At 64.0% G+C, this 18,207-nt stretch carries 19 protein-coding genes and 1 tRNA gene; 6 read left to right on the plus strand and 14 right to left on the minus strand.

Going from position 1 to position 18,207, the window contains the following annotated elements; all coding sequences use genetic code 11:
* Window positions 1-177 precede the first annotated feature (177 nt).
* The 6 genes from IVA80_RS29305 to IVA80_RS29330 all read right to left on the minus strand — a co-directional run bounded on the left by IVA80_RS29305 (window position 178) and on the right by IVA80_RS29330 (window position 5,984).
* The gene (locus IVA80_RS29305; protein ID WP_247438102.1) at window positions 178-1,536 is read right to left on the minus strand and encodes a S41 family peptidase; all 1,359 of its coding nucleotides are present in this window, start codon (window positions 1,534-1,536) and stop codon (window positions 178-180) included.
* On the minus strand, window positions 1,533-2,858 hold the full coding sequence (locus IVA80_RS29310; protein WP_247438103.1) for a peptidoglycan DD-metalloendopeptidase family protein: 1,326 nt from the start codon (window positions 2,856-2,858) through the stop codon (window positions 1,533-1,535). The genes IVA80_RS29305 and IVA80_RS29310 overlap by 4 nt, the downstream gene beginning before the upstream one ends.
* Window positions 2,859-2,891: 33 nt before the next feature.
* Complete coding sequence (rlmH, locus tag IVA80_RS29315) at window positions 2,892-3,374, minus strand: 23S rRNA (pseudouridine(1915)-N(3))-methyltransferase RlmH (RefSeq protein WP_247438104.1); 483 nt, start codon at window positions 3,372-3,374, stop codon at window positions 2,892-2,894.
* A gap of 93 nt (window positions 3,375-3,467) precedes the next feature.
* On the minus strand, window positions 3,468-3,824 hold the full coding sequence (rsfS, locus tag IVA80_RS29320; protein WP_247438105.1) for a ribosome silencing factor: 357 nt from the start codon (window positions 3,822-3,824) through the stop codon (window positions 3,468-3,470).
* A gap of 197 nt (window positions 3,825-4,021) precedes the next feature.
* Window positions 4,022-4,666: a nicotinate-nucleotide adenylyltransferase gene (locus IVA80_RS29325; protein WP_247438106.1), complete on the minus strand. Its 645-nt coding sequence runs from the start codon at window positions 4,664-4,666 to the stop codon at window positions 4,022-4,024.
* Between the two features lie 22 nt (window positions 4,667-4,688).
* Window positions 4,689-5,984 carry a glutamate-5-semialdehyde dehydrogenase gene (locus IVA80_RS29330; protein ID WP_247438107.1) on the minus strand — a complete coding sequence of 432 codons (1,296 nt, stop codon included), beginning with the start codon at window positions 5,982-5,984 and terminating at the stop codon, window positions 4,689-4,691.
* Window positions 5,985-6,177: 193 nt separating this feature from the next.
* Between IVA80_RS29330 and IVA80_RS29335 the strand changes: the two genes are divergently transcribed.
* Window positions 6,178-6,456, plus strand: coding sequence for a type II toxin-antitoxin system ParD family antitoxin (locus IVA80_RS29335; protein ID WP_247438108.1), 279 nt, complete (start codon window positions 6,178-6,180; stop codon window positions 6,454-6,456).
* A complete protein-coding gene (locus IVA80_RS29340) occupies window positions 6,446-6,742 on the plus strand; it encodes a type II toxin-antitoxin system RelE/ParE family toxin (RefSeq protein ID WP_247438109.1) in 297 nt (98 codons plus the stop codon). The genes IVA80_RS29335 and IVA80_RS29340 overlap by 11 nt, the downstream gene beginning before the upstream one ends.
* Window positions 6,743-6,761: 19 nt before the next feature.
* Here the strand turns inward: IVA80_RS29340 and proB are convergent, their stop codons facing one another.
* Entirely contained in the window at window positions 6,762-7,883 is a 1,122-nt protein-coding gene (proB, locus tag IVA80_RS29345; RefSeq protein WP_247438111.1) for a glutamate 5-kinase, read from the minus strand.
* A gap of 201 nt (window positions 7,884-8,084) precedes the next feature.
* Here proB and IVA80_RS29350 point away from each other — a divergent pair, with 201 nt between their 5' ends.
* Window positions 8,085-9,050: a Bug family tripartite tricarboxylate transporter substrate binding protein gene (locus tag IVA80_RS29350; RefSeq protein WP_247438113.1), complete on the plus strand. Its 966-nt coding sequence runs from the start codon at window positions 8,085-8,087 to the stop codon at window positions 9,048-9,050.
* 131 nt (window positions 9,051-9,181) lie between these two features.
* Here the strand turns inward: IVA80_RS29350 and IVA80_RS29355 are convergent, their stop codons facing one another.
* The 3 genes from IVA80_RS29355 to IVA80_RS29365 form a co-directional block, all read right to left on the minus strand.
* Window positions 9,182-10,816 (minus strand): alkaline phosphatase family protein, encoded by a 1,635-nt coding sequence (locus IVA80_RS29355; protein ID WP_247438115.1) that lies wholly within the window; start codon window positions 10,814-10,816, stop codon window positions 9,182-9,184.
* 96 nt (window positions 10,817-10,912) lie between these two features.
* Window positions 10,913-11,953, minus strand: a complete 1,041-nt coding sequence (gene obgE, locus IVA80_RS29360; protein ID WP_247438117.1) for a GTPase ObgE — start codon at window positions 11,951-11,953, stop codon at window positions 10,913-10,915.
* A gap of 97 nt (window positions 11,954-12,050) precedes the next feature.
* Window positions 12,051-12,530: a MaoC family dehydratase gene (locus tag IVA80_RS29365; RefSeq protein ID WP_247438119.1), complete on the minus strand. Its 480-nt coding sequence runs from the start codon at window positions 12,528-12,530 to the stop codon at window positions 12,051-12,053.
* A 215-nt stretch (window positions 12,531-12,745) separates the two neighbouring features.
* Here IVA80_RS29365 and IVA80_RS29370 point away from each other — a divergent pair, with 215 nt between their 5' ends.
* The gene (locus tag IVA80_RS29370; RefSeq protein WP_247438121.1) at window positions 12,746-13,660 is read left to right on the plus strand and encodes a DMT family transporter; all 915 of its coding nucleotides are present in this window, start codon (window positions 12,746-12,748) and stop codon (window positions 13,658-13,660) included.
* Window positions 13,661-13,664: 4 nt separating this feature from the next.
* Here IVA80_RS29370 and IVA80_RS29375 read toward each other — a convergent pair whose 3' ends face one another.
* The 3 genes from IVA80_RS29375 to rplU form a co-directional block, all read right to left on the minus strand.
* Complete coding sequence (locus IVA80_RS29375; protein ID WP_247438123.1) at window positions 13,665-14,258, minus strand: GNAT family N-acetyltransferase; 594 nt, start codon at window positions 14,256-14,258, stop codon at window positions 13,665-13,667.
* A 155-nt stretch (window positions 14,259-14,413) separates the two neighbouring features.
* A complete protein-coding gene (gene rpmA, locus IVA80_RS29380; protein ID WP_008137923.1) occupies window positions 14,414-14,683 on the minus strand; it encodes a 50S ribosomal protein L27 in 270 nt (89 codons plus the stop codon).
* A 97-nt stretch (window positions 14,684-14,780) separates the two neighbouring features.
* Window positions 14,781-15,173 (minus strand): 50S ribosomal protein L21, encoded by a 393-nt coding sequence (gene rplU / locus IVA80_RS29385; RefSeq protein WP_247438125.1) that lies wholly within the window; start codon window positions 15,171-15,173, stop codon window positions 14,781-14,783.
* A gap of 359 nt (window positions 15,174-15,532) precedes the next feature.
* Between rplU and IVA80_RS29390 the strand changes: the two genes are divergently transcribed.
* Window positions 15,533-16,675 (plus strand): ROK family protein, encoded by a 1,143-nt coding sequence (locus IVA80_RS29390; RefSeq protein WP_247438127.1) that lies wholly within the window; start codon window positions 15,533-15,535, stop codon window positions 16,673-16,675.
* A gap of 394 nt (window positions 16,676-17,069) precedes the next feature.
* Here IVA80_RS29390 and IVA80_RS29395 read toward each other — a convergent pair whose 3' ends face one another.
* On the minus strand, window positions 17,070-17,933 hold the full coding sequence (locus IVA80_RS29395) for an alpha/beta hydrolase (protein ID WP_247438129.1): 864 nt from the start codon (window positions 17,931-17,933) through the stop codon (window positions 17,070-17,072).
* A gap of 135 nt (window positions 17,934-18,068) precedes the next feature.
* Between IVA80_RS29395 and IVA80_RS29400 the strand changes: the two genes are divergently transcribed.
* Window positions 18,069-18,158: transfer RNA gene (locus IVA80_RS29400), tRNA-Ser, on the plus strand.
* The last annotated feature ends 49 nt before the right edge of the window (window positions 18,159-18,207 follow it).

Here is an 18,207-nt window from a genome sequence, read left to right on the forward strand (position 1 = left end):
AGCGGCGGCAGGCCGGGAAAGGCCGGGGGCGCCAGGAGCTCGAAGCAAAAAGGGCGGCTCCGGGAGCCGCCCCTTTCGTGAGATCGCGTGATGCCAGACTTGGCTTCAAGACTTGGCTTCAAGACTTGGCTTCAAGACTTGGATTCAAGACTTGGCTTCAAGATTTGGCTTGAGGCCTTAGTTCGCCGCTTTGGGCTTGTCGGTCGTGGCCTTGTTGTCGCCGCCCGGCGTGGGCGCCGCGGAGGCGCTGTTCTTGATGCCGTGGAGCAGGTCGTCTGCGAGCTTGAGCGCCTTGTCGTCCTTGGCATCCGGCGGGACGTAGGATTGCGAGCCGGTCTTCTCGTCGCCGTCGTTCTTGAGATGGCCGCGCAGCGAAGCCTCGCCCTTGGTGTCGGTGCGCGACTTCAGCTCATCCGGCACGTCCTGCAGCACTTCGATGTCGGGCACGATGCCCTTGGCCTGGATCGACTTGCCCGACGGCGTGTAGTAGCGCGCCGTGGTCAGACGCAGCGCGCCGTTGCCCGAGCCGAGCGGAATGATGGTCTGCACCGAGCCCTTGCCGAACGAGCGCGTGCCGACGATGGTCGCGCGCTTGTGGTCCTGCAGCGCGCCGGCGACGATTTCCGACGCCGAGGCCGAACCGCCATTGACCAGCACGATGACCGGCTTGCCCTTGGTGAGGTCGCCCGTATGCGCGGTGCGGCGCTGGGTCTCCTCGGCATTGCGGCCGCGGGTCGAGACGATCTCGCCCTTCTCCAGGAAGGAGTCGGAGACGGTGACCGCTTCCTCGAGCAGGCCGCCCGGGTTGTTGCGGAGGTCGATGACGTAGCCCTTCAGCTTGTCGCCGATCTGATTCGAGAGGTTGGCGACCTCGCGCTTCAGACCTTCGGTGGTCTGCTCGTTGAAGGTGGTGATGCGGATATAGCCGATGTCGTCGGCTTCGATGCGCGCGCGCACCGAGCGGACGCGAATGTTGTCACGCACCAGGGTGACGTCGATCGGATTGTCCTGGCCCTTGCGGATGATCTTGAGCTTGATCTTGGTGTTGACCGGGCCGCGCATCTTCTCGACCGCCTGGTTCAGGGTCAGGCCCTGCACGGCTTCGTCGTCGAGACTGGTGATGATGTCGTTGGCCATGACGCCGGCGCGCGAAGCCGGGGTGTCGTCGATCGGCGAGACCACCTTGATCAGGCCGTCCTCCATGGTGACTTCGATGCCGAGGCCGCCGAATTCACCGCGGGTTTGCACCTGCATGTCGCGGAAGCTTTTGGCGTCCATGTAGCTCGAATGCGGATCGAGCCCAGTGAGCATGCCGCTGATGGCGGATTCGATCAGCTTGGTGTCGTCGGGTTTCTCGACATAGTCCGAGCGCACGCGCTCGAAGACATCGCCGAACAGATTGAGCTGGCGATAGGTGTCCGCGGTGGCGGCTCGCGCGCTGGAGCCCATGAAGGCCGCGCGCGGCTGGGTCACGAACAGCGTCAGCGCCGCACCGGTGGCGGCGCTGAGGAGGATAACTGAAGTCTTGCGCATCATCCGCGAACCTTCTCGCCTTCATTTGCGGCCCACCATGGGCCTGGATCGATTGGAGTGCCGTCCTTACGGAACTCGACATACAGCACAGGTTGACTCGCGTTCGTGGCGAGAATGGAGGCGACTTGAGAAGTCGACCCCATGATCGCGACCGGCTCCCCCGTGAGCACAAACTGTCCGATGTTGACCGAAATGCGCTCCATCCCGGCGATCAGGACATGATACCCGCCCCCGGCATTGAGGATCAAGAGTTGTCCATAGCTGCGGAACGGACCGGCATAGACGACCCAGCCGTCACACGGCGTCGTGACCTGGGAGCCGGGCCGACTTGCCAGTGAAATGCCCTTCTGGACCCCGCCGACCCCATCGGAACCGCCAAAGTCCCTGATCTTGTTACCGTTAACCGGAAGAGGCAGGAGCCCCTTGGCCGACGCAAAAAGGATCGCCGGGGTGGTCCGGGACCGGTCTTTGAAAGCGGCAGGGCCCGACTTGCTGCTGGCGGCCGCCTTTGCCTCGGCCTGCTTTGCGGCCTCAGCCGCCTTCTCAGCCGCCTTGGCGGCGCTTTGCAGATCCTGCTCCATCTTGGCGATCAGCCCCTGGAGATCGCCGACTTGTCTGGAGAGCGCGATGGCGCGCGAATTTTCGGCGTCCAGGTCTTTTTCACGCGACGCCTGCTGGCGCTGCCGCTCCTCGACCAGCGCGGCGAGCCGGGTCTGGTCGTTGCGGACCTTGTCGCGGTCGGTGGCGAGCTGGTCGCGTTCGGCGGCGATGTTCTTGCGCAAGCCTACGAGCTCGCCGAGGTCGCCTGCGATCTTCTCGGCGCGGCCGCGCAATTCCGGCACCACGGCGCCCAGCAGCATGGCGGTGCGCAGGGATTGCAGCGCATCTTCGGGCCGCACCAGGAGCGCCGGCGGCGTGCGCCGGCCGGCCCGCTGCAAGGCCGCCAGCACTTCGACGATGTCGGCGCGGCGCGATTCCAGCGAGGTGCGCATCGCCTGCTCGCGGCTATTCAGCGAGCGCAGCCGCGCTTCGGCCTCGTCGATCCCGGTCTCGACCGACCGCACATTGGCTGCGGTATCGATCAGCTGCTGATTGAGTTGGGTGCGGTCCTGGCCCAGCGAGGAGATCTCGGCCTTGAGCTTGGCCTGGGCCTCTTCCGCGCTCTTCTGCCTTGCGCGCGCGGCCTCGAGCTCCTGTTCGCGCTGCTTGATCGCATCGGGCGAGACGGCCGCTGTCTGTGGCACCGGCGCTGCCGTCTGAGCTTGCGCAAGGCTTGCGCCCGTGACGCCAGTGATCAGCAGCAGGTTGAGGATCGGCGCTCGCATCACTTTACGCAAAGGTGCTCGTTGTGGCGCGCATCACGCGCGGTGATAGGGGTGGCCGGCCAGAATGGTGGCGGCCCGATAAAGCTGTTCCAGAAGCATGACGCGGACCATTTGGTGCGGCCAGGTCGCAGAGCCGAACGCGATCGCGAGCTTGGCCTTACGGCGCAATTCGGGCGAAAGTCCGTCCGCCCCTCCGATCACGAAGATAGTATGTCCGGCACCCTCGTCGCGCCAGCGCCCGAGGTGCCGTGCGAATACGGTGGAGTCGAGGTTCTGGCCGCGCTCGTCCAGCGCCACCAGGATCGATTTTTCCGGGACGTGCGCACCGATCGCCGCGGCCTCTTCGGCCATCCTGGTCGCGGTGTCGCGCGCCCGGCTTTCGGGAATTTCGTGGATGACGAGTTCGCGGAATCCGAGCTTGCGGCCGGCCTCGTCGAACCGCTCGAAATAGCGGTCGGCAAGCTCCCGTTCGGGGCCCTGCTTCAGCCGGCCCACCGCGATGACAGCAACACGCATGATATTTTCAGGTCGCGTTTCAAGACCGCACGCAATATGCGCGCGCACGACGCTAGCATGCGCGTCAGCCGATTCGAAATCGGCTCGAGGAGCCTAGATCGCCTTCGCCGCCCCTGGGCCCTGCGTGTACAATCTCTCGAGATTGTAGAACTCGCGGACCTCGGGTCTGAACACGTGCACGATCACATCGCCGGAATCGATCAGCACCCAGTCGCAATTGGGCAAGCCCTCGACGTGGATGTTCTTGATACCGTTTTCCTTGAGGCTCTTGCTGACGTTCTCCGCGATCGCGCCGACATGCCGGTTAACCCGGCCGGTGGTGACGATCATGTAGTCGGAGTACGCCGATTTGCCGCGAAGGTCGATGGTGACCGTCTCTTCCGCCTTCATGTCGTCGAGGCGGGAGAGGATCAGGCTCAGCGTCTTGTCGGCGTCGGGTTGCGCCTTCAAGGCCGCAGCTTTGGTCGATGTTTTACGCGTAGGCTTGGCAACCTTGGGTAAAACAGACTTGGACAATACAGATGTGGTCAGGGACCATTCCTTTCACTGTATCGCGAACGCCGAATCCAGCGCTCACTGGTTACACTACATCATGTGGGGTTAAGGGTTTCAATATGCCAGAGAGCCCCGGCTCCGCATACTCCGTCTCACTTCGTACCTTTCCAGCTCCCGTCCGGGTTCCGCAGGCCCGTTGAGGAGAGGTTCAGCTTCAATCCGGTCAGGAACACCCAGGCCGGCGCAGGCTGATCCGCAAGCAGTGCTGCTTTGTTCTCCGGCAGGCGGTAGCGCGCGAGTGCCTTGGCGGCGGGAGAGGCGAGGGCACGAAAGCTCTGCGGCGGGCGATCGATCACTGCAATCGGCACCTGGGCGGCGATGCGCCGCCAGTCCTGCCAACGATGGAATTGAGCGAGGTTGTCGGCGCCCATGATCCAGACAAAGCGCAGGCCTCTGAAGCGGCGGCGCAAGGTGTTGATCGTGTCGATAGTATAGCGGGTGCGAATGACGGATTCGAGACAGCTCACCTCGATCCTGGGGTCATCAGCGACGTCGCGCGCCGCCTGCATGCGCGCGCCGAGCTCGTGCAGCGTGCCGTTCTCCTTCAGCGGATTGCCGGGGGTTACCAGCCACCAGACGCGATCGAGCTGCAATCGCTTCAGCGCAAACTGGCTGATCGCGCGATGGGCCTGATGCGGCGGATTGAAGGAGCCGCCGAGCAGGCCGATGCGCATGCCCGATGTCGAGGGCGGGACCGCTTGCGCCAAGGAACGCGGCACGACGAAATTTTTGCTCAATGCCCGCGCCCCGCGACGTTACTTACGGCCGGGTCTGGCCGGTGCCGTGCACGCGATATTTGAAGCTCGTCAACTGCTCGGCGCCAACCGGGCCGCGGGCGTGGAATCGGCCGGTGGCGATGCCGATCTCGGCGCCGAAACCGAACTCGCCGCCGTCGGCGAACTGCGTCGAGGCATTGTGCAGCACGATCGCGGAATCCACCTCGCTCAGGAATTTCCTCGCAGCAGCCTCATCCGCGCTGACGATCGCGTCGGTGTGATGCGAGCCGTGGTTCTGGATATGCGCAATCGCGCCGTCGACGCCGTCCACCACCTTCGCCGCGATGATCGCGTCGAGATATTCGGTGTCCCAATCGTCCTCGCTCGCAGGTTTGACGCGCGCGTCGGTCTTCTGCACGACGTCGTCGCCGCGAACCTCGCAGCCGGCCTCGATCAGCATCTCGACCAGCGGCTTCAGGCTCTTCGCAGCAGCGGCGCGATCGACCAGCAGCGTCTCGGCCGCGCCGCAGACGCCGGTGCGGCGCATCTTGGCGTTGAGCACGATCGACTTCGCCATCGCGAGGTCGGCGCCGGCATCGATATAGACGTGGTTGACGCCTTCGAGATGCGCGAACACGGGCACGCGCGCTTCGGCCTCGACGCGCGCGACGAGGCTCTTGCCTCCGCGCGGAACGATCACGTCGACGGCGCCGTTCAATCCCGACAGCATCATGCCGACTGCCGCGCGGTCGCGCGTCGGCACCAGCGTGATCGCAGCTTCCGGCAGACCGGCTTCGCGCAGTCCCTGCACCAGGCATTCATGGATCGCGCGGCAGGAGCGGAAACTGTCGGAGCCGCCGCGCAGGATCACGGCATTGCCGGCCTTCAGGCACAGCACTCCGGCATCGGCCGCGACATTGGGCCGGCTCTCGAAGATCACGCCGACGACGCCGAGCGGCACGCGCACGCGCTCGATGGTCATGCCGTTCGGCCGCTGCCAGCTCTCGGTGACGATGCCGACCGGATCGGCGATGCCGCGCACGATACCGATGCCCTCGGCCATGCCTTTGACGCGCGCCGGCGTCAGCGTCAGGCGGTCGATGAAGGAGGAGGTGGCATTGCCGGAGGCGCGGGCCTCCGCAACGTCCTCGGCATTGGCGGCGAGGATTGCTGCAGCGTTGCCGCGGATCGCCCGCTCCATGGCCTCGAGCGCCCGGTTCTTCTGCTCCGGCGGCGCCAGCGCCAGCACGCGCGCTGCGGTGCGGGCACGGGTGGCGAGATCGGACATCAGCGCCTGGAGGTCGGCGTTGCCGTCGACGGCTTTGAGGGGGGCGGCCATGGGGAGTTCAACCTTTTGCTAAGGCAGTGTCCTAGCACGGAAATCCCGCTTTTGCGAAGGGCGGGAAGGGTATGGCTGGGGCCCGGTCCGCGCCGCCGGGTCGGCCAATAGCTCGGTTGTGCCAAGGGCAGCATCGCTACTTGCGGGCCACCCGGATATCAATAAATATCATTAACTGATAACGGAGCCTCCCATGGCGGGTAGTTTCAGCATTGGCAAGCATTTCGAGGACCTGATCGACAATCTGGTCGAGAGCGGCCGCTATGCCACTGCGAGCGAAGTGATGCGCGAAGGTCTTCGCCTCGTCGAAGAACGCGAAGAGCGGCGCCAAGCCAAGCTGGAGGCGCTACGCGCCGAAATCCAGAAGGGATTTGACAGCGGGCCAATGGAAGAGGTCGATCTTCACGAGTGGATGAACGACATCAAGGCGCGGGGACGGCAACGGCTGGCAGCCCGCAAACGTGCCGAATAGATTTCGCAAAGCCCCACAAGCAGACCACGATCTCGATTCGATCTATGACTTCATCGCTTCAGATAGCGTGCGGGCTGCTGACAAGCAGATCGCGCGCATCAGCGAGATTTTCGAGATGCTAGTGCAGAACCCGCTGGCCGGACGGGAGCGGTGGGAATTGCGTGCAGACCTCCGCAGCTTCCCGGTCGGCAACTACGTGATTTTCTATGTCCCGTTGCCCGATGGCGTGGAGATCGTCCGTGTGATGCACGACCGGCAGGATATCGCTTCCGACGACATGCAGTAGCAGGGCGCGAATTCGGCCCTTACCCGCCCAGCACCAGATCGTCGCGGTGGATCATCTCGGACCGCCCGCTGATGCCGAGGATGGCCATCACGTCCGGGGAGGAGCGGCCCTTGATCCGCTCGGCGTCGTCGGCGTCATAGGCGATCAGGCCGCGGCCGATCTCGCTGGTGTCGGGGCCGCGCACGATCACTGCGTCGCCGCGGGCGAACTGGCCCTCCACCTTGATCACGCCGGCCGGCAACAGGCTGGCGCCGGCGCGCAACGCGGCGACTGCGCCGGCGTCGATGGTCAGCGTGCCCTTCGGCTCCAGCGAGCCCGCGATCCAGCGCTTTCGCGAGGTGATGGGATTGGCCGGCGTCAGGAACCAGGTGCAGCGGCCGCCATCGGCGATCGCCTGCAAGGGATGCTCGATCTTGCCGGAGGCGATCAGCATATGCGTGCCGCCTGTCGTCGCGATCTTGGCCGCCTCGACCTTGGTGCGCATGCCGCCGCGCGACAGTTCGGACTCGGCGTCGCCCGCCACCGCCTCGATCTCCGAGGAGATGCTGTCGACCACGGGAATGAGCTTTGCGTTGGGGTTGTTCTTCGGCGGGGCGTCGTAGAGCCCGTCGATATCAGACAGCAGCACCAGCAGATCGGCGCTCGCCATGGTGGCGACACGTGCGGCGAGGCGGTCGTTATCGCCGTAGCGGATCTCGTTGGTGGCGACCGTGTCGTTCTCGTTGATGACAGGGATCGCGCGCCACTCCAGCAGCTTGCCGATAGTGGAGCGTGCATTGAGATAGCGGCGTCGCTCCTCGGTGTCCTGGAGCGTCACCAAAATCTGCCCGGCGCCGATGCCGTGCGCGCCGAGCACCTCCGACCAGATCCGTGCCAGCGCGATCTGGCCGACGGCGGCGGCGGCCTGGCTCTCCTCCAGCTTCAGCGGGCCGCGCGGCAATTTCAGCCGGCTGCGGCCGAGCGCGATCGAGCCCGAGGAGACGACGAGCACGTCACGCCCCTCGCGGTGCAGCTTGGCCATGTCATCGGCGAGCGCGGCGAGCCAGGAGGCGCGCACCTCGCCCTTGTCGGAATCGACCAGCAGCGCCGAGCCGACCTTGACGACGATGCGGCGGAATTGACTGAGTTCGGGGCTGACCATGGCGCGTGCGACGAGTTGCTCTGCATCGGAAACGGCGGAGCGACAGGCGGCGCCGGTAAGGCCTGCTTTTGCAGCAGGACGATGGCCGGCGCAAGGCGGGTGGAATGGTAAACGGCGAAGGTTGGCCTTGTCTTGAGCCTTGTGTTGGACGCCGACCCGGTTCTAATGCCCGCAACCAATAATGGGCTGGAGAGGAAGCGAATGGATCGCCGCAAATTCATGGCCGGATGCTTCGGTTTGCCGCTGCTGGCACAGGCGGGCGAGGCCCAAGCGCAGGCCGGGCTGACGAAGGTCATCTTCCCGTTCGCGGCGGGAGCGGGCGGCGACACCCTGTGCCGGCTGATCGCGCAGGAGATGGCGCCGGCGCTGCAACGGACTGTTGTGGTCGAGAACCGCACTGGCGGTGATGGCCTGATCGGCATCAAGGCGGTGAAGGGTGGCAGCCCCGACGGCAGCATGGTGCTGGTGACGACGGGGCCGACCATGTACCTGCTGCCGATGGTGGAGACGACGCCGAGCTTCGACACGGCCAAGGATTTCGTGCCGGTGTCGCTGCTGGCGCGGTTCGAATTTGCGCTCGTGATCGGTCCGGACGTCGATGCCGCGGATTTCAAGGGATTTGTCGCCTGGCTGAAGGCGCATCCGGACAAGACCTCGTTCGGGGTGCCGAGCAACGGCACCATTCCGCATTTCATGGGCTCCAAGCTCGAGAAGGATATCGGCATTCCCTTGACCCGCGTGCCCTATCGCGGCAGCGCGCCGATCCTCAACGACCTCGTTGGCGGCCATGTCTCGTTCGGCATCACGACCTTGGCGGATGCGCTGCCGCAGCATCGTGCCAAGGGCGTGAAGATCATTGCGGTCTCAAGCGCAGAGCGTTCGCCTTTCGCGCCGGAGGTCCCGACGCTGAAGGAAAGCGGCATCGATCTCGTCGCCGACGCCTGGTACGGCATGTGGCTTCCCGCCGGCAGCTCGCCGGAGTTCGCGAGCAAGCTCGGCGTGGCCGCAAGCGTCGCGCTCGCCAAGCCCGAGGTGAAAGAGAAGCTCACCGCAATCGGGCTGATCCCAATCGGCAGCACCGCGGACGGCCTGTCGAAGGAGCTCGCCGCCAACACCGCGTTCTGGCAGCCGATCGTGAAGGCGACGGGATACAAGATCGAGAATTAGAGTTCGCGACCACTCTATCCCCTCATCCTGAGGTGCGCGGAACGCGCGTCTCGAAGGATGAAAGGCCCGGCTGTCTGCGGGGGCCTGCATGGTTCGAGACGGCGCTTACGCGCCTCCTCACCATGAGGGTTTTAGAGTTTCGCGCGCTGTTCGATTCCGTCGCGAATGGTGGCCAGCTCTTTTTCGTCCCACACACCGATCAAAATGCCGCCCTTCACCTGAAGCTGGTTGTCCGCATAGTTCGCGATCTTTTCGCGCGGGGTGGTGATGTGGTCGTTCGGGTGCAGCGCCCAGTCGAACAGTTCGGCCTGCAACCGCGCGATCACGCCCGCGCACTCCGGGTCGTCGCCGCGATCCAAAAACTCTTCCGGATCGGTCTCCAGATCATACAGCATCGGGCGGAAGCCGGAAGCGTGGATGTATTTCCAGCGGCCGTCGAACACCATGAACAGCCGGCAGCGCTCGATCGGCTGGTTCAGTTTAAGCCGCACGTCCTGCATGGCGTAGTCATATTCGGAGAATGCGACCTTGCGCCAATCGCTCGGCGTCGGCCCGCGCAGCAGCGGCAGCAGTGAACGCCCTTCGAGAATATGCGCCGGCACCTTGCCGCCGAAATAATCGACGAAAGTCGGCGCGAGATCGATCGCCTCCACCAGCGCATCGCTGCGCGTGCCGCGCGTGGCGTCGGCCTCCTTCGATGGATCGATGACGATCAGCGGAATCTTCGCCGACTGTTCGTGGAACAGATCCTTCTCGCCCATCCAGTGATCGCCGAGATAGTCGCCATGATCGGAGGTGAACACGATCATGGTCGTCTCCAGCAGGTCGCGCTCCTCCAGAAACTTCATCAGCACGCCCATCTGGTCGTCGATCTGGGTGATCAGGCCCATATAGGTCGGGATCACCTTCTCGCGGGCATCGTCGCGCGCCATGTTGCGGGAGTAGCGCATGTCCATATACGCACCGAACACCGGATGCGGATTCTGCCGCTCGCGCTCGGAGCGGATCACCGGCAGCATATCCGCCGTGGAATACATGCTGGCATAGGGCTCGGGCGCAATATAAGGCCAGTGCGGCTTGATGTAGGACAGATGCAGACACCACGGCCTGCCGTCGGTCTCGGCCTCGGTGATGAAGTCCATCGCGCGCCGCGTCATGTAAGGCGTCTCGGAATGCTCCTCCGGCACGCGCGCGGCCTTGTCGGCGTGGGTCAGCAGCCAGCCGTTCTGCAAGCGGCCGTCGTCGGCGGCGCCGGAATTGGCCCAATGCTCCCAGGGATTCGTTGCTTCAAAACCCTGCTGGCGCAGATAATCGTCGTATTTCGGGCGCGGCCGGCCGGTCGGATGCAGACCGTCGTCGCGCTCATAAGGCTCAAAGCCGCACTCTGCGACGTGCACGCCGATCATCGATTCCGGCGGGATGCCCAGCGCCTTCATGCCTTCGAGATCAGGCGCCATGTGAGTCTTGCCGACCAGCACGTTGCGCACGCCGATCTTTTTCAGGTGATCCCCGAGGGTGGGCTCACCGACGCGCAAAGGCCAGCCGTTCCAGTGCGAGCCGTGCGAGCGCATGTAGCGGCCGGTGTAGAACGACATCCGCGACGGCCCGCAGATCGGCGACTGCACATACGCCTTGCGGAAGAGCACGCCGCGCTTCGCCATGGCGTCGATGTTCGGGGTCTTCAGCGTGGGATGGCCGGTGCAGCCGAGATAGTCGTAGCGAAGCTGGTCGCACATGATCCAGAGAACGTTCTTCGCGCGCGCCATGCTTCGCCCCTGCCGTTTCTGATCGTTGATGCTGCGCCATCGCGTCAGCGAACACAATCGGGCGGCCCTTGGGCCGACCACATCAAGCCGACCAAATCAGGCCGACCACGGCTCCGCTTCGGCCGCGCTCTTCGCCTTGGTGGAGACGGGACTCTCGCCGATCAGGTCAGCCAACGCGCGCAACGCTTCCTTGACGCCATCGCCGGTCACGGCGGAGAGCAGCAGCGGCGTCTTCTTGGCGGCGCGCTTGAGCCGGTCCTTCTGCTTCTTCAGCTCGTCCGGCTCGACCGCGTCGATCTTGTTCAGCGCGACGATCTCGATTTTCTCGGTCAACAGCCCGCCATAAGCATCGAGCTCCGTGCGCACCGTCTTGTAGGCCTTGCCGGCATGTTCGCAGGTCGCATCGACGAGATGCAGCAGCACACGGCAGCGCTCGACATGGCCGAGGAAGCGGTCGCCGAGGCCGGCGCCTTCATGCGCGCCTTCGATCAGGCCGGGAATGTCGGCCAGCACGAATTCGCGGCCGTCGGCATTCACGACGCCGAGCTGCGGATGCAGCGTGGTGAAAGGATAGTCGGCGATCTTCGGCTTGGCCGCACTGACCTTGCTGAGGAAGGTCGACTTGCCGGCATTGGGCAGGCCGACGAGTCCAGCGTCGGCGATCAGCTTCAGCCGCAGCCAGATCCAGCGCTCCTCGCCCGGTTGGCCGGGATTGGCATTGCGCGGCGCGCGGTTGGTCGATGACTTGAAATGCGCGTTGCCGAAGCCGCCATTGCCGCCCTCGGCGAGCACGAATTTTTCGCCGACATTGGTGAAGTCGTGGATCAGCGTCTCGCGGTCTTCGTCGAAGATCTGCGTGCCCATCGGTACCTTCAGCACGATGTTTTTGCCGTTGGCGCCGTGGCGGTCGGAGCCTGCGCCGTTCTCGCCCTTCTGGGCCTTGAAATGCTGCTGGTAGCGGTAGTCGATCAGCGTGTTCAGCCCGTCGGCGACCTCGAGGACGACACTGCCGCCGCGGCCGCCATTGCCGCCGGAGGGGCCGCCGAACTCGATGAATTTTTCGCGGCGGAACGCCACGCAGCCGTTCCCGCCGTCACCGGAACGGATATAGACCTTTGCTTCGTCAAGGAATTTCATGGGCCATAGGTAGGCCAGCCGGTCCCGCGCGGCAACCCGGACTGACCCGCAAATCGGCCGAATTTCTGCGATTTTAGGCGCTTGCTTAACCCCGAGATCAAGCCGGGCGGCGCCGGATCAGGAATTTCTGCGCGCCCTCCAGCACCAGCTCCCTGCGCTGGTTGAACACGGTGCTTTTGAGCGTCACCGTGCCGGTCGAGCGGCCCGGCACCAACTCGGTGACCTCGAGCGCGGGATAGATGGTGTCGTCGGCGAAGACAGGTTTGAGGAACCGGCTCGATTGCTCGAGGAAGCCGACCAGGGATTCCTCGACCATGAACGGAAACAGGCCCGCGCCGGGCGCGGTATGAATGAGCGTCTGGAAACCGTGCGCCAGCAGCTGCGGCATGCCGCGGCTGCGGCAATACTCCACGTCGTAGTGCACCGGATGGGTGTCGCCGCTCGAGGTCTGGAAGGCCGCGAACACCGCCGAGGTCTGGGTCCGGCTCGGCAGCACGAAGCGCTCACCGACCACGAAATCCTCAAACCAGCGTTGCGCCGGGATCATGCGATGCCGGGAGGGATCGAAGTCGGTCATGTGCTGCACCATCAGAAAAAGTCGAAGAATGATCCGTATCGCGCGACGCGCAGTGCGACAATGCGTTCAATTCGCCCAAGGCGGGCTTGTCCTGCGCGCCCACGCGATTAAAACGACCGCAAGCGAATGGTCGCCGGTTCTTGATGCTCCCTCCGCTCGTCATTGCTTTGTCGCAAGAGCTCCTCGCAATGACGGCTTTCCCACGAACGAGAGAAATGCCCTTCTTCAAGAATCTCTCCGCCTATGACGACCGCTCGGCGCGACTGGCCGGCATTGCACTGATGGTGCTGTCGATCTTCATGTTCTCGTTCGGCGATGCCATGGGCAAGTTCCTGGTCGGGACGTACTCGGTGGGACAGCTCCTGTTCCTGCGCGCCTGCGCGGCGCTGCTGCTGCTGTCGCCGCTGGTCTGGCGGCAGCGTCATCAGTTCCTGCATCTGGAGCGGCCGCGTTTGCAGCTGTTCCGCGTCGTGCTGTCGACGCTGGAAGTGGCAGCCTTCTTCCTCGCGACGGTCTATCTGCCGCTCGCAGACGTCATCACCTATTATCTCGCCGGCCCCATCTTCGTCACCGCGATGTCGGCGATCTTTCTGGGCGAGAGGGTCGGCTGGCGGCGCTGGACGGCGATCCTGATCGGCTTCTGCGGCGTGCTGATCGCGCTGCGGCCGTCCGCACAGACGATCAGCCTGCCGGCGCTGATCGCGCTTGGCGGCAGCCTTTCTTTCGCAACGCTGATGCTGATCACACGCAGCCTGCGCAAGACGCCCGATATCGTGATGGCGTCGTCGCAATTCGTCGGCACGTTTTTGCTGGGCGCTGTACTGTCGGCGTTCCACTGGGTGCCGCCGACATCAGGCAGCCTCGTGATCTTCGCGCTGGCGGGATGCGTCTCGGTGACGGCACTGTTCTGCGTCAACCGCTCGCTCAAGCTGGCGCCGGCCAGCGTGGTCGTGCCCTATCAATATTCGATGATCGTCTGGGCGGTGATCTTCGGCTTCGTCGTGTTCGGCGACGTTCCCGAGATCGCCACCATCGTCGGCGCCGCCATCATCATCGGCGCCGGGTTCTATATCTACTTGCGTGAGCGCGATCTCGGCCACGCCGGCGGAGAGGTGAATCCGCCGGCGTAGTGCCTTATCTCACGCGCCTTGCACTGCTCCAGCTCTTCAGCGACGCCCACACACTGCGCGAGAGACGGAAGCAGTCGACGGGCGTGGACGACCCCAGCGCCAGGAACCGATGCAGCTGCACGCCGCTCCACTGGAAGCCGCACTTCTCCAGCACGTTGCGCGACGCCGGATTAGTGACGCGCGCACCGGCGTAGAGCTGATCGTCCTCGAACTCCTCAAAGAAGAAGTCGATCGCGCCGCGCGCGGCCTCGGTGGCAAAGCCCTGGCCCCAATGCTCGACGCCGAGCCAGTAGCCGAGCTCGGCATTGTCAGGCGTGGAGCGGTCGATGCCGACCATGCCGACCGGTCCGGTGTCGTGCTCGATCAGGAACACGGTCTCGCTGCCGAGCGCGGCGGTGGCGCGGACGAATGCGACGGCGTCGTCCTGCGAATAGGGATGCGGAAGGCGGCGGGTGTTTTCCGCGACACGGCGGTCGTTGGCGAGGTGGGCGATGGTCCTGACGTCGGCGAGTGTCGGCCGCCGCAAGGTCAGCCGCTCGGTGGCGACGACGCTTGGTCTCGCCTCCCGCAAGGTCACGCTCGAAAAATCCTGCAACATGTCCGGCTCCGTCGAAGTCACTAAGTGAAAAGTGAGCACGCAAACGAAAAGGGAGGCCGGTTTCCCCGCCTCCCCTGGAGCCTTCGATCTCTATGATCTCAAGGACTCCGCCGGTTCGGTCTGGGACCCGGCGGACTCGAAATTTGATCCACCGTCTATTCAGCCGCCTCTGCGAGCGGGAGCACCGATACAAAGGTGCGGCCGTTGGCTTTGGCCTGGAATGTGACACGACCCTCGATTTTGGCGAACAGAGTGTGGTCCGTGCCCATGCCGACATTAAGGCCGGGATGCCAGGTGGTGCCGCGCTGACGCGCAATGATGTTGCCGGGAATCACGACTTCCCCGCCGAACGCCTTGATGCCGAGGCGCTTGCCCTTTGAATCGCGACCGTTGCGCGATGAACCGCCTGCTTTTTTGTGAGCCATGGCTCGTCTCCAAAATCTTGCGTATGTCTAGATCAATTCCGTGACGGAATCATTTCACAATTTCTCACGCATCAATTCGTGAATTGGCGTGATCAAATTATGCGGCGTCGGCTTCGTCCTTGGCCGTTTCCTTGACGACCTTTTCCCGCTTCGGGCGCGGGCCCTTGGTGGGCTTGGCATTGTCCGTCAGGATCTCGCTGATGCGCAGCACCGTGATCTCGTCGCGATAGCCGCGCTTACGGCGCGAGTTCTTGCGGCGGCGCTTCTTGAACGCGATGACCTTCGGCCCGCGCTTGTGGTCGAGCACCTCGACCGCCACGGATGCACCGGCCACCGTGGGCAGACCCAGGACCGGCGTGTCGCCGCCGACCATCAGAACTTCATTCAACTGCACGATCGAGCCGACTTCGCCTTCGATCTTGCCTACTTCCAGGACATCATCCGGAACGACGCGGTACTGCCGGCCGCCGGTTTTGATGACTGCGAACATCGTTTTCTTCCTTCGTGTTCAATCCCGGCCTCGCGACGGATTGTCCGGGCCGGCTTTTTGTCAGTCGCTACGGGTTTATGCGAGTATGGGTTTATGCGAGTTTTGTGCGGGCGGGAATTATCCCTTTGAAAACCCACGCAAAAACAAGCGGCGCGAGAAACGCCCCGCGCCGGTTGTGGGACTTATAGCCGCCGATCGCCGGGAGTCAAGGAAAACCGCGGGAAAAGGCCTGGATTTGAAGGATTTGGCCCCTTCCGATGCCTGCGCGGAATCTGCGGCCGGCCTGCAACCAACCGGTTCCCCCGCCGTTGTGTCCTCGCAAATGGATACGCGGGCAAGGGGCCATCAAGGGGGCTATCATGGCAACAGACGAGCTGGTCAAGACGACGGGAATTGCCCAGCACGGGGCAAGCCGTCTGCCCTCGGTCGACGTCGACAGTTTCAACATCGAGATCAAGGACGACGACGGCTTTCTCGGCGATCGCGCCAGCAAGGGCGCGTTTCGCGGGATCCTCGAAGAATGGCGAAAGCCCCTCCGCAAGACCGGCGAGGATCCCTTTGGCGACGAGCCGTCCGATGGAATCAGCAAGAAGGCCCTCGATGCCGTTCTGGTCGGCGACGATACGGAGGCCACGGCCGTCGTGCACAGCGCGATCGAGGACTTCGCGCAGCAGCTGGCTTATGTCACGCGGCGGTTCCTCAAGACCAAGGCCTGGGCCAAGACCGAGTGCATCGTGGTCGGCGGCGGCTTTCGCGCCAGCCGGCTCGGCGAAATTGCCATTGCCCGGGCCGAGATCATCCTGAAATCGGAAGGCTTCAAGATCGACATGGTGCCGATCCGCTTTGATCCGGATGATGCCGGCTTGATCGGGGCCCTGCACCTCGCGCCGTCCTGGATTTTCGAGGCCTATGACAGCATCCTCGCCGTCGACATCGGCGGCACCAACATCCGCTGCGGGATCGTCGAGACCCGTTGGAAGAAGGCGCCTGATCTGTCCAAGGCCGTCGTCTTCAAATCCGATTTGTGGCGCCACGCCGATGATGAGCCCAGCCGCGAAGCTGCGGTCAAGCGGCTGGTCAAGATGCTCGAAGGCCTCATCGAGGACGCCGAAGCCGAGGGATTCAAGCTCGCCCCCTTTATCGGAATAGCCTGTCCCGGCGTGATCAACGAGGATGGCTCCATCGAAAAGGGCGCGCAGAATCTGCCCGGCAATTGGGAGAGCAGCAAGTTCAACCTGCCGGCGAGCCTGATCGAGGCTATCCCCGAGATTGGTGAGCACGACACTGCGATCGTAATGCACAATGACGGCGTGGTTCAGGGCCTCTCCGAGATCCCGTTCATGCAGGATGTCGATCGCTGGGGCGTGCTCACCATCGGCACCGGCCTCGGCAATGCGCGCTTCACCAACCGCCGCAAGGAGGGCAGCAACGGAAAAGACCGGGGCTCTACGGAGAACGGCAAGGAAACCAACAAGAAAAAGAGCAGGAATGACAAGGAGTAACCTTGACTGGTTAGGTTAAGGACCGGATTGCGTTGCCGCGCACGGGCCGCACGCTAGGATCGAATCGTCGCCTCACCTGGCCGGCGAAGCCGCCCTTCCCAGCCAGTATTTCAATGAGCGGCACGGGACCGCCAGTGTTTACCGCGTCTGGCGGTCCCACCTCTGATTTGGGCACGGCTATCGCGTATGAAGAAAAACGTGGCGGGCAGCTTGCTTGCGGCTATCCTTCGAGACGCCCGCCTACAGCGGGCCCTCAGGATGAGGTCACGGTTTGCGGCGAGACTTTAGACCCTCGTGGTGAGGAGCCCGCCAAAGCGGGCGTCTCGAACCATGCAGGCCGAGCTCGTCCGGCAGCCTCCCGCTGTGATAGGCGATAGCCCTGCCTGTTTGGGCCTCAACGCCAGCCGATGCGCTGAAAGAACGCCCCGATCTCCGCGGCCGCGCGATCCGGATCTTCCCGATGCGGGAAGTGTCCGACGCCAGGAAACATCGCAAGATCGAGATCGCCAAACGTCTCTCCCAGACGGTCGGTCCAGGCATAGGGAAACAGCGGGTCGTGCTCGGCCCAGCGCACGCAGGTCGGCACATCGATCGGCGGCAGCGGCACGGCCTCGCCCTTCATCATCGCGACACGCCCGGCATGCGACGCGCGATAATGCGCAAAGCCGCCGGCGAGGTTGCCCTCCCTAGAAAAATTGTCGGCGAAGGCGTCGAGGACATCGTCGAAGGCGTTCTTTCGATGCGCCCAGGCTTTGAGGAAGTGGCCGATATAGAGCCGGCAGCTTTCGCGGTTCGCGCCGACAAGTTTTGGCGCCATCTCCATCTGCTGGAAGGACTGGTACCAGATGTGGTTGAGCCTATCGGGCGCGGCCATGCGCGGCCCGATGCCGGGATAGACGAAATCGAAGAAAAACAGTCCGGCGAGCCGCTCCGGCGCCTGCCGGGCGAGGGGCTGCATCACGGCGCCGCCGACATCATGGCCGACCAGCCCGAATCGTTCGATGCCGAGCCCGTCCATCAGCGCCAGCATGTCGGAGGCATGGCCGTCCGGCCCGTAAGGCCCGTCCGGCTTGTCGCTGTCGCCGAAGCCGCGCAGATCGGGCGCGATCAGCATGAAGCGATCGGCCAGCCGGGCCATCACCGGCTCCCAGGTCAGCCAGAATTCCGGCCAACCGTGCAGCAAAAGCAGCGGTTTGCCCCGTCCGGCGCGGACCAGGTGGAAGTCGGCACCATTGGCCCTGATCGTGAGATGCTCCATGGCAGTTCCTCCGGAGTTTGGAAGGACAGGGCGAAAGAGGCAGCGGATTTTCCCTTTCGCGCCTTGTCTGGCCCGCCATCCTCGCCTATTAACGCCCCCAACCACAGGGGCCCTGCTCCTTACTTGGCGCCTTCAGGAGAGGTGGCAGAGTGGTTGAATGCACCGCACTCGAAATGCGGCATAGGTGCAAGCCTATCGGGGGTTCGAATCCCTCCCTCTCCGCCAGTTAATTCGCACCTCGCCGCCACTTTAGATCTGCGAAAATCTCGAAAAA

Origin of the sequence: Bradyrhizobium sp. 139 (assembly GCF_023074175.1) — a bacterium.
Classification (GTDB): Bacteria; Pseudomonadota; Alphaproteobacteria; order Rhizobiales; family Xanthobacteraceae; genus Bradyrhizobium.

Coding starts and splice junctions, on each gene's coding strand:
- IVA80_RS29395 (WP_247438129.1), bottom strand. CDS start 17,933: ATGGAGCATCTCACGATCAGGGCCAATGGTGCCGACTTCCACCTGGTC.
- IVA80_RS29330 (WP_247438107.1), bottom strand. CDS start 5,984: ATGGCCGCCCCCCTCAAAGCCGTCGACGGCAACGCCGACCTCCAGGCG.
- IVA80_RS29335 (WP_247438108.1), top strand. CDS start 6,178: ATGGCGGGTAGTTTCAGCATTGGCAAGCATTTCGAGGACCTGATCGAC.
- rlmH (WP_247438104.1), bottom strand. CDS start 3,374: ATGCGTGTTGCTGTCATCGCGGTGGGCCGGCTGAAGCAGGGCCCCGAA.
- rpmA (WP_008137923.1), bottom strand. CDS start 14,683: ATGGCTCACAAAAAAGCAGGCGGTTCATCGCGCAACGGTCGCGATTCA.
- IVA80_RS29370 (WP_247438121.1), top strand. CDS start 12,746: ATGCCCTTCTTCAAGAATCTCTCCGCCTATGACGACCGCTCGGCGCGA.
- IVA80_RS29310 (WP_247438103.1), bottom strand. CDS start 2,858: ATGCGAGCGCCGATCCTCAACCTGCTGCTGATCACTGGCGTCACGGGC.
- IVA80_RS29350 (WP_247438113.1), top strand. CDS start 8,085: ATGGATCGCCGCAAATTCATGGCCGGATGCTTCGGTTTGCCGCTGCTG.
- IVA80_RS29365 (WP_247438119.1), bottom strand. CDS start 12,530: ATGACCGACTTCGATCCCTCCCGGCATCGCATGATCCCGGCGCAACGC.
- IVA80_RS29355 (WP_247438115.1), bottom strand. CDS start 10,816: ATGGCGCGCGCGAAGAACGTTCTCTGGATCATGTGCGACCAGCTTCGC.
- IVA80_RS29375 (WP_247438123.1), bottom strand. CDS start 14,258: ATGTTGCAGGATTTTTCGAGCGTGACCTTGCGGGAGGCGAGACCAAGC.
- IVA80_RS29305 (WP_247438102.1), bottom strand. CDS start 1,536: ATGATGCGCAAGACTTCAGTTATCCTCCTCAGCGCCGCCACCGGTGCG.
- proB (WP_247438111.1), bottom strand. CDS start 7,883: ATGGTCAGCCCCGAACTCAGTCAATTCCGCCGCATCGTCGTCAAGGTC.
- rplU (WP_247438125.1), bottom strand. CDS start 15,173: ATGTTCGCAGTCATCAAAACCGGCGGCCGGCAGTACCGCGTCGTTCCG.
- IVA80_RS29390 (WP_247438127.1), top strand. CDS start 15,533: ATGGCAACAGACGAGCTGGTCAAGACGACGGGAATTGCCCAGCACGGG.
- obgE (WP_247438117.1), bottom strand. CDS start 11,953: ATGAAATTCCTTGACGAAGCAAAGGTCTATATCCGTTCCGGTGACGGC.